Raw genomic sequence first — 15487 nt, forward strand, 5'->3', positions numbered from 1 at the left:
GGGGGGGTCAGCACTCGGGGGTGAGAATCGCCCAGACCAGCTTGCCGTGGTGGTCGTCGAGTCGGATCCAGCCCCAGGAGGAGGCGAGCGCCTCCACTAAGTGCAGACCGCGCCCGGTCTCGGCGAAGCAGTCCTGCTCGGTGAGCGTGGGCGCGACGTCGCTGGAGTCGGACACGGCGCAGCCGAGCTGACCGCCGCTGCGGATCAGCCGCAGCCCGACGATGCCGCCGGCGTGCCGCATCGCGTTGGTGACGAGTTCGGAGATGACGAGCTGTGCGTCATAGAACGAGTCTTCCGTGCCCCACCCGTTCAGCACTGAGACGGTGAACTCTCGCGCAATTGCGGGGGAGGCCGGGTTGCACATGTCAAAGCCGGGCATCTTGGCATTGCCGTCGTTCACCAGAGCGGTGAGCAGCCACGGCGGAGGTGGATCCCCCGTCGCGGCTTGCCGGCGTGCTACAGGTGTCGTCATGGATGCGTCCCCAGGCGATCGGAGATTGCGCGCTAGCGGGCAAGTCGTTCAAGGGACATCTTTGCCCGCGCATGAATCTGGTGCAAGTACATCGGAACAGTGCTGATGCAAGTTCTTCTGAACGTTACCTTTGCATGTGCGTATGCACGTGCAAAAGCCCTGTACGTTAGATGGGGAACATGGCAGACTACTTGAGAGTTCAACTGGATCAGCAGGGAGCACGGCGTTGATCGCAGAACCGGCGGACAGCGGATCGTTACTTTCCCACGGCTCGGGTGGCCCAACGATCTTGAGGATCCTTCTGGGCACCCAGCTACGGCGGCTGCGTACCGCCAAGGACATCACCCGCGAGGCGGCCGGGCACGCCATCAGAGGGTCACACGCCAAGATCAGCAGGCTTGAGCTGGGGCGCGTCAGCTTCAAGGAGCGCGACGTCGCCGACCTCCTCACCCTGTACGGCGTGACCGACCCCGCCGAGCGCGAACCGCTGCTCAACCTGGCACGTCAGGCCAACTCCCCCGGCTGGTGGCACAAGTACACCGACCTGCTCCCGCACTGGTTCGAGGTGTACGTCGGTCTCGAAGAGGCCGCATGCACCATCCGTTCCTATGAGATCCAGTTCGTGCCGGGGCTGCTCCAGACTCGCGACTACGCGCGGTCGGTCATCCTGCTGGCCAACTCGACGGCTCCGATGGAGGAGCTGGACCGCCGCATCGATCTGCGGATGCGCCGCCAGGAGCGGCTGACCGGTCCCGACGCCCCGGTGCTGTGGGCGGTGATGGACGAGGCCGCGCTGCGCCGTCCGCTGGGCGGGCGCGAGATCATGCGCGCCCAGATCGAGCACCTGCTCCAGGTCATCGAGCTGCCCAACGTGACCCTGCAGATCGTGCCGTTCGCGCGGGGCGGCCACGCCGCGGCCGGCGGGCCGTTCACGATCATGCGGTTCCGCGAGCGCGAGCTGCCCGACGTCGTCTACATGGAACAGCTCGACAGCGCCCTCTACCTGGACAAACTTGAGGAGACCGAGGGCTACATGGAGGTCATGGACCGCCTGTGCGTCCAGGCCGACTCCGCCTCTTCCACCCGGCAGTTCCTGCGGAATCTGCACAAGGAACTGTCCGTCTGAACGAGCCGTCCCGTCCGGCGAGCAGGTCGACGGGAAGGATTTGGAACGTGCCAATCCGGGCACGCCGACCGGCCGGGCGTTCGACTGCGCCCCGCCGATGACCTGGTTGATCGCGATCCCGCAGGCCACAATGGCGGCGTATCCGGGCATCTCCCACCACGTGCCTCCGCAGCGGGAACTAGGTGGCGGTAGCGCCATAAATGTTGCGGTCCAGGACACGCACACCAGATTTTTGGCGTATCTTGCGAAATGCAATCGCAGATGCACGTGCATTCGTACGCACATGCTCATCTCGGGGAGAGAAGCATGAACCCGATCCACAACGGCATACCTGCCGACAGCCTGGCCGTCGCCTGGCGCAAGAGCCGACACAGCAATCCCAACGGCAATTGCGTGGAGGTGGCTCCTCTCGCTGACGGCGGCGTCGCCGTACGGAACTCGCGTCACCCTGAAGGCCCCGCTCTCGTCTACACGAGTGCCGAGATCAGGGCGTTCATCCTGGGGGCCAAGGACGGCGAGTTCGACGACATGATCAATTAGCCGGTTCACAAGCCGGATCTCCGGCCGCCGGGGACGGCCGGACGTGCTGCGACACCGCCGTTCCGGCCTGCCCCGGCGGTTCGTTTCAACGGGGACGACCACAAGACCGGGGTACATGGGGATTTTCGGGGTCTCAACGGGGAGCAACGTGCCGCTGCCACGTCCGGCCGTCCCACGCGCGAGCGCGTGACCGGCCGACACACGATCTGGCACACGAGCCGACACAAGATCATCGTCTCGAAATCAGGTTGAGTCTCCAGTCACTGGAGCTTCTACCGTCGCCGACATGGAAATCGTCGTATACGACACCCTCTCGGCCATGTCGGAGATCCTCGCGCTGCCGTCCGAGCACAGGCCCGACGCGCTGCGGGCCATGCTCGCGCCCATGGAGGGCTCGATGCCGCCCGGCGACCCGGTCGCCATGCACCGCCAGGGAGGCGGCTTCCGGCTGGACACCGGCGACGCCGATCCCCGGTACATCGAGGCGCTCGCCCGCATGTCCGACGCCGGGCTGCTCGGGCGCATCGAGGAGGAACTGGGCCGGGCGCTCGACCACCTTCGCGCGAAGGTGCCCGGGATCGCGCATCCCGAGCGGATGCGGGTGATGTTCGTGCTCGGCAACCCGGACAACGAGCATCTGATGGAGACGGCGGGCGGCTACTACGGCATGGGCTCCGTCCCCGGGTGGCTCTACCTGCTGGCCTGGCCGTCCGACGACGTCATCGGCAGGATCGCGCACTGCGCGGTGCACGAGTTCCACCACAACGTCCGCTACCAGAACGTCGAGTGGAATCCGGCCACGGTGACGGTCGGGGAGCACGTGGTCGCCGAAGGGCTGGCCGAGGCGTTCGTGCGGGAGCTGTCCGGCCCGGAGGCCATGGGGCCCTGGTCGGACATGGTGACCGGCGCGGAGTTCGACCGCGCCTACGAGAAGACGGTGGCCGACCTGGACAGGGAGGGAATGGGCACCGCCCTGGCGTACGTGCTCGGCGATCCGGCCATCCTGCGTTTCGGCGGAGAACCGGCGGGGGTGCCCAGCATGTCCGGCTACGCCGTCGGGCTGCGCATCGTGGACGCCCACCTGGCCGCGAGCGGGCTGACCGTGGCCGAGAGCACCGTCCTGCCGGGCCGGGACATCGTCGTCTCCGCCGGGCTGCGCCCACAAGGCGGCTGACACACGGCCGGGGCCGGTCCCCCTGAGAGGACCGGCCCCGGATCGTGCCTACCGCGACCGAGTGGCCGACCTAGTAGTTGACGCAGTTGAGCGGGCCCACCGTGGAGGTGACACGGTAGCTCTCGTCAATGGTCACGAGCTTGTTGTCGGACCACTGCACCTTCCCGCAGTTGCTCTCCGTGGGCCCGTAGACCCACGACTTGTTGACCAGCCGGTTGCCGCGCACGACGGCCTGGCCGGCCACGTTGCGGACCTGGATGCTGTAGGTGCCGCCCATCACCAGGTTGTCGGTGACGACGACGTCCTCCTGCTGGTCGTCCACCAGGAAGATCGGCGCGGTGATGTCCCTGGCGGCCCGCTGGTCCACGGTGTTGTGGTCGAAGATCAGGCCCTTGCCGGTCTTGTACGACTGGATGCCGTCGGAATGGTCGCCCGGGTTCGAGCACAGCTTGACGAAGGAGTCGCGGATCGCGATGTCGTCACCTGAGGCCCGGAACCCGTCGCTGTGTCCGATGATCTTGACGCGGGTGGCGGTGTACTTGTCCTGGCCGATGCCGGGCTGCGTCTCACACGCGCCCTCCCGGCCGATCGTCGAGTCGCTGACCTCGAAGCGGAACGTCTTCGGCCCGTTGGCATTGATCACGCTGCCGTCGATCCGGCTGTTGGTGATCTTCACGTTGTCGGCGTGGATCACCAGGTGGCCTGGGATGTGGACGCCGTCCAGCACGGTGCCGGCCTTGGTCACGGCGTAGGCGTCGCCGTCCAGGTTCAGGGACAGTTTGTCGAGCTTGGCCCCGGACGGGACACCGGTGCACGAAGGCGTCGGGTACTCACACGCGCCACCGCCGGGGTCCGTCTTGGTCGGCGTGGGCGTGGGCGTCTCCGACGGCTCGTCCGTGGGCGTCGGCTTCGGCGTGGGAGTCGCCGTCGGCGTCTCGGACGGCTCGTCGGTGGGCGTCGGCTTCGGGCTCGGAGTCGGCGTCTCGGACGGCTCGTCCGTGGGCGTCGGCTTCGGGCGGGTCGACGTCGGCGTGGGAGTCGGCTTCGGCTCCGGCGTCTTCGACCCGGTGTCCGACGGCGTCGGCTTCGGAGTGGGCTTCGGCGTGGGGGTCGTCGGCAGGCGCCGCCAGTGATACCAGCGGAACAGCACGTCCACCCAGTAGTTGTAACCGCGCGGGTTCGACCGGTACGGATACGCGCTGTTGCCGTACTGGTAGACGCCCGCCCGGCCGGAAGCGGTCCGCAGCGGCCCGGACTTCGCCGAGGTGAAGCCCGGCGTGCCCGCGTAGAGGCCCTTCTTGTTGTAGTAGGAGACGGTGTAGACGCGCCCGGCCTTGATGACCACGGGCTCGTCGAAGAGCGCCTCCTGCCAGCCGGACGCGGTCTCGGCCGTGAACGTCACTCTGGCCAGCCTGCGCCCGCGGGAGTCCCAGACACTTCCGGTGTGCGTGCCCTTGGCGCGGGCGGGCTTCCAGAAGCGAACGCCGAGCGCCCAGCCGTCCCGGGAAGCGGTGAAGCGAGTACCCAGCTCAAGGCCGGTGCGGTCGGAGTGCACGGCGGGGTTGATCGGGTCCGAGTTCCACAGACTCGTCTCCATCGCCTCGCGCACGGGGGCCGCCGCCGCGGCCGGGGTGACGGCCACCGGCTCCTTGTCCTGGTTGGCGATCAATACGGCCGGTACGGCCGCCGCCACCAGGAACACCGCCACCAGGGCGGCGATCATGCCGGGGCGCCTCGGCCTCCGGCGGCCGGGTAAGACGCTCTCGCCGTCCGGGCTCTGACCTGGGTTGTACCTACCGGTCATGTCTGCGACCTCCGCGACGATTGACCACCCGGTATGTGTTCGTGCGTACCTTACGTTTGGCGTCGGTCACCGGTGCGAGGGCGCGCCGGTGGCGCACCCGTGCCCGGTGCCGGGTGCCATCTTTACGGCTTCGATCATCAACGTGCAGCCCTTTTACCGATTTTTCCTATTTACTGAGGCTAACATCTTTCCCAAATCCCTATTTCCGGTCATCGCCATTACGTCCGATCTTCCCGCCGTGCCGACGGCGAGACCGGTAGAACTTACGTATATCTGCAGACCGGAACGCCTGTCCGGACCCGGACACGGGTCAACACGTCACTCGACAAGCCTGGAAAAGGTTTATGAACACCCATAAGCCACCAAAACCACACAATCAGGACGCCAGTCGCATCACCGGCCCAGCCGCGCACCAGGAGCCACCTGTACAAGTCACCCGAATGACGTCCTGACGGCCCCGGCGGCGATCACGGGGCGGAATGACGGGGCTTTCCGGGGCGGTGTCGAGAGCGGACAATTACGCCGAAGCCCGATTCCGTGCATATCAACGTGAATATCAAGGGGGCAGGATGGACCCGAGCATCATCCCCGCACTCGCCGCCGTCATTTCGGCGGCCGTCGGCGGGGCCGCCGGTGAGGCGGGCAAGAGCGCCTGGGCCACGCTGACGGCGCTGGTGCGCCGCCGATTCGGCGATGACACGCCCGCCGAACTGGAGGCCCAGGCCGCCCACGACCCGAGGGAGATCGCCGGGATCCTCATCTCGCGGGCCCAGGGGGACCCCGAGTTCGGCACGGCGCTCGCCGAGTGGATGGCGCACACCGCGCGGACGATCCGGCCGGGCGGCGTTACCAACGTCATCGGCGACAACGCCGAGATCACCGGCACCGTGGTGCAGGCCGGCGACGTGCACGGATCGATCAACCTCCGCGGCCGGCGGTGACCGCCCCGCGATGGCTGCTCGCGTGCGGGGTGGCCGGTCCCGTGCTCTTCGTGGTCGCGTTCCTCGTCGAGGGCGCGACCCGCGCGGACTACGACCCGCTGCGTCACCCGGTCAGCGCGCTCGCGCTCGGCGACCTCGGCTGGACCCAGGTCACGAACTTCGTCGTCACCGGGCTGCTGGTGCTCGCCCTCGCCGCCGGGCTGCGCGGCCACGGCCTGTGGCCGCCGCTGCTGCTGGCACTCGTCGGCCTCGGGCTGATCGGCGCCGGGATCTTCCCCACCGACCCCGTCGGGGACTACCCTCCCGGCGTCCCCGCCGGCGACACCGCGACCGGAAACCTGCACAACGCCTTCTCGCTGCCGGTCTTCGTGGCCCTGCCCGGCGTCTGCTGCGTGCTGGCCTACCGGTTCGCGACCTCCGACCGCCTGCGTCTCGCCGCCTACTCCGTGCTCACCGCCGTCGCCATGCTCGCCCTTTTCGTCCTGGCCGGGCTGGGCTTCTCCGGCGACCCGGGCTTCACCGCCCTGGGCGGCCTGATGCAACGCCTGTCACTCGTCACCGGCTTCGCCTGGCTGGTCTTCCTGGCCGTCCACGAACTGCGCCTGCGGGCCTCATCGGATCGCGTTCCCGCAGGGTAGGTCCGGGCAGTCGGTCATTCCGGTGACCAGGCGGCGCAGGGCCCAGGAGAAGTCGGGGGCGCCCAGGTCCTTCTCGCCGTCGTGGCCGAGGGGGTGCTCGTTGAGGAGGTGGCCGAGCAGCAGGTGCCACAGGGCCCGGTAGGCGCGGGCCGCGTCGGTGTCGTCGAGGCCGGCCGCGCGCAGCAGGGCGAGGTTGTGCTCGGCCACGGCATGGCCGCCCGCCGCGGTGTGAAAGCCTTCGGCGATGACGCGGGCGCCCCATGGATGGTCGGCGAGGTAGTCGTGCATCGCCTCCCACTGCCGGACCACGCCGTCGGCGCCGGACCGGCCGCCCTCCAGCGGAAAGCCGGTGGCGAGGTCCTCGGCGAGCAGGCCGAGCAGTTCGGCGCGGTCGGCGATGTGCCGGTAGAGGGACGCCTGCCCGGTTCCGAGCTCGCCCGCGACGCGTCGCAGGGTCAGCTCGGCGAGCCCGGAGGAGTCGGCCACCCGGCGCGCGGCGGCCACGATGACCTGCCGGTTCAGCGACCGGCGACGGTGGTGGTGCCGAACGTCCTGTGCCACCAAGCCCTCCTTGCGAACACCGTTCGCACTAAGTTACCCTAAATCCGACATTTTGCGAACGACGTTCGCAACAGGACGAGCCTTTCACCAGCAACGCCGTCGCGTCCAGCATCCGGCACCCCCCGAACGGCCATGAGCTCCAGAAACACGAGGTACGCGATGACCAGCGCCGGTGACCCCGCGGGGCTGCGTTCCCGCAGCTCCACCGCCCATCCCCCCCGGACCTCCACCCGCCGCGCCACGAGCGGGCACGCGTGACCACGACAGCCCAAGTCCCCGCCCCCGTGCACGCCCGTCACCGGCCCCCCGCCGTGCTGACCGCGCTGGTCCTCGTCGTTCTGTCCTACGGCCTGCCGCAGACCATGACCGTGCCCGCGATGACGGTGATCCAGCACGACCTGCGCGCCGACCCCGCCAGTGCCTCCTGGGCCGTGCTCTCCTCCACCCTGCTGGCCAGCGCCGTCTGCACCCCGCTGGCCGGACGGCTCGCCGACCGGTACGGCACCCGCCGCGTGCTGCTCGGTTCCCTCGCCCTCTACCTGGCCGGCACCCTGGGCGCGATCGTCGCCCCCGACATCGGCGCGCTCATCGCCGCCCGCGCGGTGCAGGGCATCAGCCTGGCGCTGCTGCCGCTCTCGTTCGCGATCGTGCGCCGGACCCTCCCGCCCGACCGGGTGGCGTTCGGCCTCGCGCTGACCGCGGGCCTGGTCGGCACCACCGCCGGAGCCGGGCTGCTGGTCGGCGGCGTCCTCGTGGACCACTTCTCCTGGCGCTGGCTGTTCGTGGTCGGCGCGGTGCTCGTGCTGGCCGCGCTGGCGGCGGCGATCGCGTTCGTGCCGCCGCTGCCCGGCACCCCCGGCGGACGGCTGGACGTCCCCGGAGCGCTCACCCTGGCGACCGGGCTGGTCGCGGTGCTGCTCGGCATCACCCAGGGGCCGTCCTGGGGTTGGGGGTCGCCCGCCGTACTGGGACTGTTCGCCGGAGGCCTGGCCGTGCTGGCCGCGTTCGTGGTGATCGAGCGCCGGACCGCGCACCCGGTGATCGACATCGGCCTACTGGTCCACCGGCCGCTGCTCATCGCCCACCTCGGCGCGTTCGCGCTCGGCGCCAACCAGTTCGTGTTCTACGCGCTGCTCCCCAAGCTCGCCCAGCTTCCCGCCGGCCCCGGGGAGATCGGCTTCGGCGCGACGGTCACCGGGGCCGCCCTCATGCTGCTGCCTGGAACGCTCCTCACCCTTCCGGCGAGCTGGGCCGTGCCCCGGATCGAGCGCCGGTTCGGGCACCGCGTACCGCTGTGGATCGGGCTGGGGCTCGCGGCCTGCGGGGGCGTGCTGCTGGCCGTCCTGCACGGGAGCCTGTGGCAGGTGCTCGCCTGCTACCTGGTGTGCAGCACCGGGTACGGCTTCGCCATGGCGGCGCTGCCGACGCTGGTCAACGCGGGCAGCACGCCCGAGCACAGCGGCAGCGCCAACGGCGTGAACACGGTCGCCCGCACCGTCGGAGGGGCCGCGGGCAGCCAGATCGGGGCGGCGATCCTGGCTGGGACCGTCCTGCCCGGCACGACCACGCCGACCTCGGCCGGATTCGCCTCCGCCTTCCTGGCCGCCGCGGTCATGACCGGGCTGGGCGTCCTGTTGCTGCCGCTGCTGGCCAGGGCGAAGTTCGGGCGAGCCGTGCCCGGGGCCGTCCCTGGGAGATAGGCCCCGGGCGTGCCCGGCTTACGCCCGTGACCAGACGCTGGGCACGTTCGGCGGCTCCCACCCCGGCATCGATGTGTGGGCGATCACGCAGCGGTACGCGACCCCCTCGTACATGATCACATCACCCGAGTTGTACCAGGTGTAGTACTGGTAGGCGGGAATCGTCCGGGGTTTCACGGTCACCTCGAAGGTCTGGCTGCGCACGACCGACCCGGTGACCGTGAGGGTCACTGGATAGGTGCCCAGCGGCGTCGTCCGGGCGGTTCCGATCCTGACCGTGACGTAGGCGTCGCTGTTGGTCGAGGTCGGCCAGATGCTCACCGACCCGCCCGGCGGAGCGCCGGACGACGACACCGTGACGTTCTGCCTGCGGCCCGCCATGGTCGAGATCATCACCGTGGTGCCCACCGACGAACCCGCCTCGGCCGTGCCCCGTGGCATCAGCAGCCGCACCGAGAAGTCGTCGGGACGGCCGTCGCGCACGACGACCCGGAGCGGGACCGCCCGGTTCAGCGTTCCCTTCGCGTAGACCAGGATCGGATAGGTCCCGAACGCCATCTGGTCGGACGGCGAGACCCTGATCACGCCACGCCCTCCGGTGGTGACGGTCGCGGGCTCGAAGCCCACCGACATCCCCGACGGCACGCCCACGGCGCTGAGCGCCACCTCCTGCGGATCACCCCCGATGGTCGCGGTGTCCACGTTGAGCGTGCCCGACGAACCCCGGTCCACCGTGAGGGGCGGGGCGCCGAGCGAGAAGGAGAAGTCGTTCGCCGGATCGGCGGGCGTCACGGTGAGCGTGTACGTCACGGTATGGATGGGTGTGGCGGTGCTGACAATCGTGATCGGATACGTGCCGGGCCGTGCGGACGGCGAGGCGATGACCGCGATGTCCGAGCCGCCGCCCGTGTAGGTGAGTTCGGGGGCGAACGCCACGGACACGCCGTCGGGCACGCCGGTGGCCGACAGCACGAGCGTCTGCCCGCCGTTGATGACAGTGCTGTTCAGGCGGGTGCTCGCCACCCCGCCCTGGTCCGTGGTGCCGGAATCCTCCGTCAGTGCCAGTGAGTATTCGGGTGGCGGCGGCAACATCAGCGCGTGCGACGGGGCGGCGCCCGTCGTGCCGAGGACGGCGATCGCGACCAACAGTGCGGCCATGCTCATTGAGCGTTTCACGTCGCAGCCTCCTTATGAGACGTCCACAACGCGGCCTGAGCCTGACCCTCACCTTGACAGCGAGGCAAGCGTGCGAACAGCAACGTCTTTCCATAGCACCGCGCTATGGGCCCGGCGTCACCGGCTCGCGCTGGGGCGCGGCGACGGCGTGCCGTACGCGCAGCAGCGGGACGGCCGGGGCGAGCCCCGCCAGCGTGGCCAGGACCAGGCCGGGCAGCAGGTACGGCTGCGCGTCCGCCGGGCCGATGGTCTCGGCGAACCACCCCGCGGGGGCCTCCAGCATCCGCCCGGTGAGCGCGGCCAGCCCGACGAGTGTGAGCAGCACCCCGCCCACCCGGCCGAGCAGCCGGTCCGGGGTGATCGTCTGCCGGTGGCTGAGCAGGGTGATCGTGGCGATGATCGTCCCCGTCCAGGGGACGCCGGTGCCCAGCAGGTACCACAGCGAGCCGCCCGGCAGGTCGGGCAGCGCGAGCAGCAGCGTGCACGGCTGCGTCACCAGCACCGCCGTCCAGGCCAGCCGGAAGGTGCCCAGCCTGCGGTACAGCAGGACGGCCAGTGCCGCCCCCACCAGCGGCGCGACGACGGCCGGGAGCACCACCATCAGCGTGTAGACGTCGCCCGTCGACATGTCCCGGCGCGCCCCACTCATCATGGCGCCGGTGATCTCGTCACCGAACGTCAGGAACAGCTCGGAGAGCACGAGATACAGGGCGATCGCCCGGAGCACCGGGTCGCCAAGGGTGAATCGGACGCCCTCGGTGACCTCCCGCCACAGGTCGCCCCGGGGCGGCGGCGTCTCCTCGGCGTCCACCCTGCCGAACGCCACCGTGGCGATCACCAGCAGCACGCACGGGGCCAGCAGGAACGCGCCCTCGATCGCGCCCACCGGGGTCAGCGCGGGCACCACGGTGACCAGGAAGGCGGCGGGCAGCACCGTCAGCGCGGCGTTGGCCGGGACCAGCAGGTCATGCGAGACGACGGAGGGCAGCCAGGCGTCCTGCCCGATCGGCACCATCGCCATCAGGACGGTCGTCATCATCATCACCGCGACGATGTGCGACCACCCGGCGGAGTCGAGCGCGTTGGCCAGCGCCACGGAGGCGATCCCGGCCGCGGTGGCGAGGACCAGCACCACGACGATCGAACGGCGGTGTCGTACCCGGTCCACCAGCACGCCGAACGGCAGGCCGAGCAGGACGGGGGGCCAGCGACTCGGCCAGGCCGTCGAGCCGGGTTCCCGCTGATTCACCCGCGATGTCCAGGACGAACGCCTGCTCCATCAGCTCCTTGTCGGCGAGCTGGAAACCGCCGTATATCGCGGCGGCCGCGAGGCAGAAGAACAGGAAACGCCGGGATCGAAGGGCGTCGGGGAATGGCACTCGGGAATCATGGCCGGATCGGCGATTTCCTGCAAACCATGATTTGTCAGTCGGTTTCTCCGGCGCGCCGCGTATACCCGGTGCGCCGGAGTCCGATATGAGCGGTTAGCGGCTAATGGCGCACCTTGGCGTCGCGGATGTCGGCCGGGAGCACCGGCTTGCCGTCCACCGGCGGCGTCGGGCCGTCCGGGGTGGGCTGGATGCCCCCGGCGGCGATCCGGTCGAGCGCGGCGAGCCCGGCCGCGTCCACCGTGCCGAAGACCGTGTAGTTGGGCGCGAGCCCCGAATCGCCGTACACCAGGAAGAACTGGCTGCCGTTGGTGGCGGGACCGGCATTGGCCATCGCCAGCACGCCCCGCGCGTACGTCTTACGCTGCCCGGTGGTGTCGCCCGGCCACGGCGGCAGGTCGGTGGGCAACTCGTCCTTGTACTTGTAGCCAGGCCCGCCCTCCCCGGTGAAGCTCGGGTCGCCGCACTGCAGCACCTTGAGCCGGTCGTAGGCGGTGAGCCGGTGGCAGGAGGTGCGGTCGTAGAACCCGCGCTTGATCAGGTGCACGAAGCTCTGCACCGTGCACGGCGCCTTGACCGGGTCGAGCGTCAGCCCGATGACGCCGTGGTTCGTCTTGAGGACCGCCGAGACCGGCCGGGTGGGAGTGCGCTTGGGGTCCGGCGGCAGCGGCACCTTGCGCACGGCCGGGTCGTCCGGAGTCTGGGTGTACGCGCACGGCCCCTTGGTGGTCTTCGGCGGCTTCGGCTTGTCGCCGCCCGCCGCCGACGCGGGCATCCCCGCCACCGCGACCAGTGTCCCCGCCGCCACGGCGGTCACCGCCGTGCGTCCCGCGAAACGTAACCACGACCTGCCAGACATGATGTCCTCCCGGGTGATCAACTGACTCTCTGTGGTCTAGTCGATCTAACAGACCCCGTCAAGAGGACGGCGGCTCGGCGCGGAGAAGGTCGAGTTCGTCGCTGAGGGTGTCGAGGAACGCGGCGGCGATGCGCCGTTCGTCCGGAGTGAAGCGGTGCAGGGCGTTGTCGGTGGCGCGGCCGAGGGGGCGGAAGAAGGCGGCGGCGACGTCCTTGGCCGCGTCGAGGTAGTGCAGGTGGACCACGCGGCGGTCGTGCGCGTCGCGGACGCGGCGGATGTGACCGGCGCGCTCCAGCCGGTCGAGGCAGGCGGTGACGGCGCCCGAGGTGAGGTTCAACTCCTCGCGCAGGCGGGTCGGGGTGATCGGCGACGGCGCGTCGAAGATCTTGATGAGGGCCTGGACGTCGGTGGGGTGCAGGCCGTTCTCGTGGGCGAAGGCGTGGGCGATGCGGTTGAACTCGGCGGTTATCCGCCGCAGCCGGGCTCCGAAGGACCGCAGGTCGATGGCCTCGCCGTCCTTGCCGTTCATGCGGCCATGCTACATTAACTCAATTGTTGAGTATCTCAATGATTAAGCTATCTATCGGGAGGCCGCGCCCATGGCACGCCATACGATCCGCAGGCTCGTCCCGGCGCTGCTGCTGGTGCTGGTCTGGCTCGCCGTCGGCGGCGGGCTGGGGCCGTTCGCCGGGCGGCTGACCGAGGTCTCCACCAACGACCAGGCCGCGTTCCTGCCCCAGAGCGCCGAGTCCACACGCGTGCTGCACATGCAGGACCGGTTCCGCGAGGGCGAGACGCAACCGGTGATCGTGGTCTGGACGGCCGGCGGCGAACGGATCACCCCCGCCCAGACCGCTGACGCGACCCGCGTGCTGGCCGCGCTGCGCGGCACCCAGGGCGTCACCGGAACGCCCACCCCCGCCTTCGGCTCCGACGACGGCCTCGCGCTGCGCGGCGTCGTCCAGCTCGGCCCCGAGATCGAGGGCTCCATCGGCGACACGCTGGACCGCATCGCCACGGCGGTGACCGTGGACGGCCTGCGCGCCCAGCTCGCCGGGCCGGTCGCCACCCGGGCCGACCTGCAACACGCCTTCGCCGGGATCGACGGCCTGCTGCTCGGGGTGGCGCTGCTGGCCGTACTGATCATCCTGCTCGCCGTGTACCGCAGCGTGCTGCTCCCCCTGGTCATCATCATCGGCGCGGTCTTCGCCCTGGCCCTGGCCTGCGCGGTGGTCTACTTCCTGGCCGACCGCGACATCGTCCGCGTGGACGGCCAGGTGCAGGGCATCCTGTTCATCCTCGTCATCGGCGCGGCCACGGACTACGCGCTGCTGCTGACCGCCCGCTTCCGCGAGGAACTGGCCGCCACCGGCGACCGGTTCGCGGCGGTCCGCGTCGCGCTGCGGCGCTCGGTCGAGCCGATCGTGGCCAGCGCCGCCACCGTGGCGCTGGGGCTGCTCGCGCTGCTGCTCAGCAACCTGACCAACAACCGCGCGCTCGGGCCGGTGGGGGCCATCGGCATCGTGTGCGCCGCCGTCAGCGCGCTCACCTTCCTGCCCGCCGTCCTGGTGCTGCTTGGCCGTACCGCGCTGTGGCCCGCCAAGCCCCGGCAGGCCGGGTCGAACGGGATCTGGGAGCGCGTGGCCACGCTGGTGGACCGCCACCCCAGGCGGATGTGGATCGCCACCGCCCTGCCGCTGGTCGGTCTCGCCCTGTTCGTGCCCCAGCTCAACGCCAGAGGCGTGCCGCTGGACGAGACGTTCGTGAACGACGCGCCCTCGGTCGCGGCGCAGGCCACGCTGAGCGCCCACTTCCCCGGCGGCTCCGGGCAGCCCGCCGTCATCGTCGTGCCCGCCGCGCGGGCCGAGGCCGTCGCGCGGACCGCCGCGGGCGTCGAAGGCGTCTCCGACGCCGCGCCGGTGACCGTCAGCGGACGGCCCGGCGACACCGCCAAGGTCGTGGACGGCGTCGCGCTCGTGGAGGCCACGCTGCGCGACGCGCCGGACGGCGACGCGGCCCAGGACACCGTGCGGCGGCTGCGCGACGCGCTCGACCGCGACGTGCTGGTCGGCGGATACAGCGCCCAGCGGTACGACACCACCCAGACCGCCAGGAACGACACGCTGCTCATCGCGCCGGTGGTACTGGCCGTCATCCTGCTCATCCTGATCGCGCTGCTGCGCTCGCTCGTGACGCCGCTGCTCCTGGTGGTCACCGTGGCGCTGAACTTCCTGGCCACGCTCGGCGTCTCCACGCTGGTCTTCACGCACCTGTTCGGGTTCACCGGCATCGACGCGTCCGTGCCGCTGTACGGCTTCGTCTTCCTGGTCGCCCTGGGCGTCGACTACAACATCTTCCTGATGTCCAGGGTGCGCGAGGAGACCATGACACTCGGCGCGCGGGAAGGGATGCTGCGCGGGCTGGTCACCACCGGCGGGGTGATCACCTCGGCGGGCGTGGTGCTGGCCGCGACCTTCGCGGCCCTGGTGGTGATCCCGCTGGCGTTCCTCGCCCAGATCGCGTTCATCGTGGCCTTCGGCGTGCTGCTCGACACCCTGGTCGTACGCTCCCTGCTGGTGCCCGCCCTGGTCCGCGACCTCGGCCCCCGCGCCTGGTGGCCCGGTTCCCCCGGGATCAGCACCAGAGGCTGGACCCCGGGGTCGACATCAGCCGAACCTCGTACTCGTTCCCCGAAAGGCCGGTGACCACGAGCGTGACCAGCTTCTCGTCGATCGCCTTGACGAAGCAGCCCTCGTTCTTGGACGCCGTCCAGCCGTCCCTGCGAGCGGCCTTCCGGTAGTAGGCGTCCGCGGCCGTCTCGGAACCCGACAGCCAGTAGGTCTGGGAGACGGTCGTGGCGCGGGCGTCGTCCTCGCAATGACTCTCGCGTTCCCCCTGCCGGGCGCCGGCGGGGCGGGCGTCCAGAATGCCGAGCGTGGCCAGGCGCTCCGCCATCCGATCGTCTGAGGGCCCACATCCGTATCCGATCACGAAGTACAGGATCGTCGGCAGGGAGACAAGAGGAAGGATCACGATCGCCGCAAAGGCCACGCAACCGATCAGAGCCACCAACGTGGTCACCGACTGCTTCATCATCGGATGATAATT

Annotated in this window: 15 protein-coding genes; 7 read left to right on the top strand and 8 right to left on the bottom strand. The window is 70.1% G+C overall.

Annotation, left to right across the window (positions count from 1 at the left end):
• Window positions 1-7: 7 nt before the first annotated feature.
• Window positions 8-472 carry an ATP-binding protein gene (locus P3X83_RS17880; RefSeq protein ID WP_277306241.1) on the bottom strand — a complete coding sequence of 155 codons (465 nt, stop codon included), beginning with the start codon at window positions 470-472 and terminating at the stop codon, window positions 8-10.
• 286 nt (window positions 473-758) lie between these two features.
• Between P3X83_RS17880 and P3X83_RS17885 the strand changes: the two genes are divergently transcribed.
• From P3X83_RS17885 to P3X83_RS17895, 3 genes are all read left to right on the top strand, one after another.
• Window positions 759-1598, top strand: coding sequence for a helix-turn-helix transcriptional regulator (locus tag P3X83_RS17885; RefSeq protein ID WP_277306404.1), 840 nt, complete (start codon window positions 759-761; stop codon window positions 1596-1598).
• 306 nt (window positions 1599-1904) lie between these two features.
• Window positions 1905-2138: a DUF397 domain-containing protein gene (locus P3X83_RS17890; protein ID WP_277306242.1), complete on the top strand. Its 234-nt coding sequence runs from the start codon at window positions 1905-1907 to the stop codon at window positions 2136-2138.
• A gap of 286 nt (window positions 2139-2424) precedes the next feature.
• On the top strand, window positions 2425-3312 hold the full coding sequence (locus P3X83_RS17895; protein WP_277306243.1) for a DUF2268 domain-containing putative Zn-dependent protease: 888 nt from the start codon (window positions 2425-2427) through the stop codon (window positions 3310-3312).
• A 70-nt stretch (window positions 3313-3382) separates the two neighbouring features.
• Here P3X83_RS17895 and P3X83_RS17900 read toward each other — a convergent pair whose 3' ends face one another.
• Window positions 3383-5035: a DUF4082 domain-containing protein gene (locus P3X83_RS17900; RefSeq protein ID WP_277306244.1), complete on the bottom strand. Its 1653-nt coding sequence runs from the start codon at window positions 5033-5035 to the stop codon at window positions 3383-3385.
• Between the two features lie 650 nt (window positions 5036-5685).
• Here P3X83_RS17900 and P3X83_RS17905 point away from each other — a divergent pair.
• Both P3X83_RS17905 and P3X83_RS17910 read left to right on the top strand, forming a co-directional pair.
• Window positions 5686-6057 carry a hypothetical protein gene (locus P3X83_RS17905; protein WP_277306245.1) on the top strand — a complete coding sequence of 124 codons (372 nt, stop codon included), beginning with the start codon at window positions 5686-5688 and terminating at the stop codon, window positions 6055-6057.
• Window positions 6054-6695 (top strand): DUF998 domain-containing protein, encoded by a 642-nt coding sequence (locus tag P3X83_RS17910; RefSeq protein ID WP_277306246.1) that lies wholly within the window; start codon window positions 6054-6056, stop codon window positions 6693-6695. Before P3X83_RS17905 ends, P3X83_RS17910 begins: the two co-directional genes overlap by 4 nt.
• Here the strand turns inward: P3X83_RS17910 and P3X83_RS17915 are convergent.
• Window positions 6669-7256, bottom strand: a complete 588-nt coding sequence (locus P3X83_RS17915) for a helix-turn-helix domain-containing protein (protein ID WP_277306247.1) — start codon at window positions 7254-7256, stop codon at window positions 6669-6671. The genes P3X83_RS17910 and P3X83_RS17915 overlap by 27 nt on opposite strands.
• Before the next feature lie 254 nt (window positions 7257-7510).
• Here P3X83_RS17915 and P3X83_RS17920 point away from each other — a divergent pair, with 254 nt between their 5' ends.
• A complete protein-coding gene (locus tag P3X83_RS17920; protein ID WP_277306248.1) occupies window positions 7511-8956 on the top strand; it encodes an MFS transporter in 1446 nt (481 codons plus the stop codon).
• 18 nt (window positions 8957-8974) lie between these two features.
• On the opposite strand, the gene P3X83_RS17925 is transcribed toward P3X83_RS17920, so the two are convergent.
• The 4 genes from P3X83_RS17925 to P3X83_RS17940 form a co-directional block, all read right to left on the bottom strand.
• Window positions 8975-10114, bottom strand: coding sequence for a carbohydrate-binding protein (locus P3X83_RS17925; protein WP_277306249.1), 1140 nt, complete (start codon window positions 10112-10114; stop codon window positions 8975-8977).
• A gap of 121 nt (window positions 10115-10235) precedes the next feature.
• A complete protein-coding gene (locus tag P3X83_RS17930; RefSeq protein ID WP_277306250.1) occupies window positions 10236-11381 on the bottom strand; it encodes an MFS transporter in 1146 nt (381 codons plus the stop codon).
• A 242-nt stretch (window positions 11382-11623) separates the two neighbouring features.
• Entirely contained in the window at window positions 11624-12379 is a 756-nt protein-coding gene (locus P3X83_RS17935; RefSeq protein WP_277306251.1) for a peptidylprolyl isomerase, read from the bottom strand.
• 58 nt (window positions 12380-12437) lie between these two features.
• A complete protein-coding gene (locus P3X83_RS17940) occupies window positions 12438-12908 on the bottom strand; it encodes a MarR family transcriptional regulator (protein WP_277306252.1) in 471 nt (156 codons plus the stop codon).
• 70 nt (window positions 12909-12978) lie between these two features.
• Between P3X83_RS17940 and P3X83_RS17945 the strand changes: the two genes are divergently transcribed.
• Entirely contained in the window at window positions 12979-15084 is a 2106-nt protein-coding gene (locus tag P3X83_RS17945) for an MMPL family transporter (RefSeq protein ID WP_277306253.1), read from the top strand.
• On the opposite strand, the gene P3X83_RS17950 is transcribed toward P3X83_RS17945, so the two are convergent.
• Window positions 15014-15472 carry a hypothetical protein gene (locus P3X83_RS17950; protein WP_277306255.1) on the bottom strand — a complete coding sequence of 153 codons (459 nt, stop codon included), beginning with the start codon at window positions 15470-15472 and terminating at the stop codon, window positions 15014-15016. The genes P3X83_RS17945 and P3X83_RS17950 overlap by 71 nt on opposite strands.
• Between the last annotated feature and the right edge of the window lie 15 nt (window positions 15473-15487).

The organism is Spongiactinospora sp. TRM90649, from assembly GCF_029382225.1.
GTDB lineage: Bacteria > Actinomycetota > Actinomycetes > Streptosporangiales > Streptosporangiaceae > Spongiactinospora.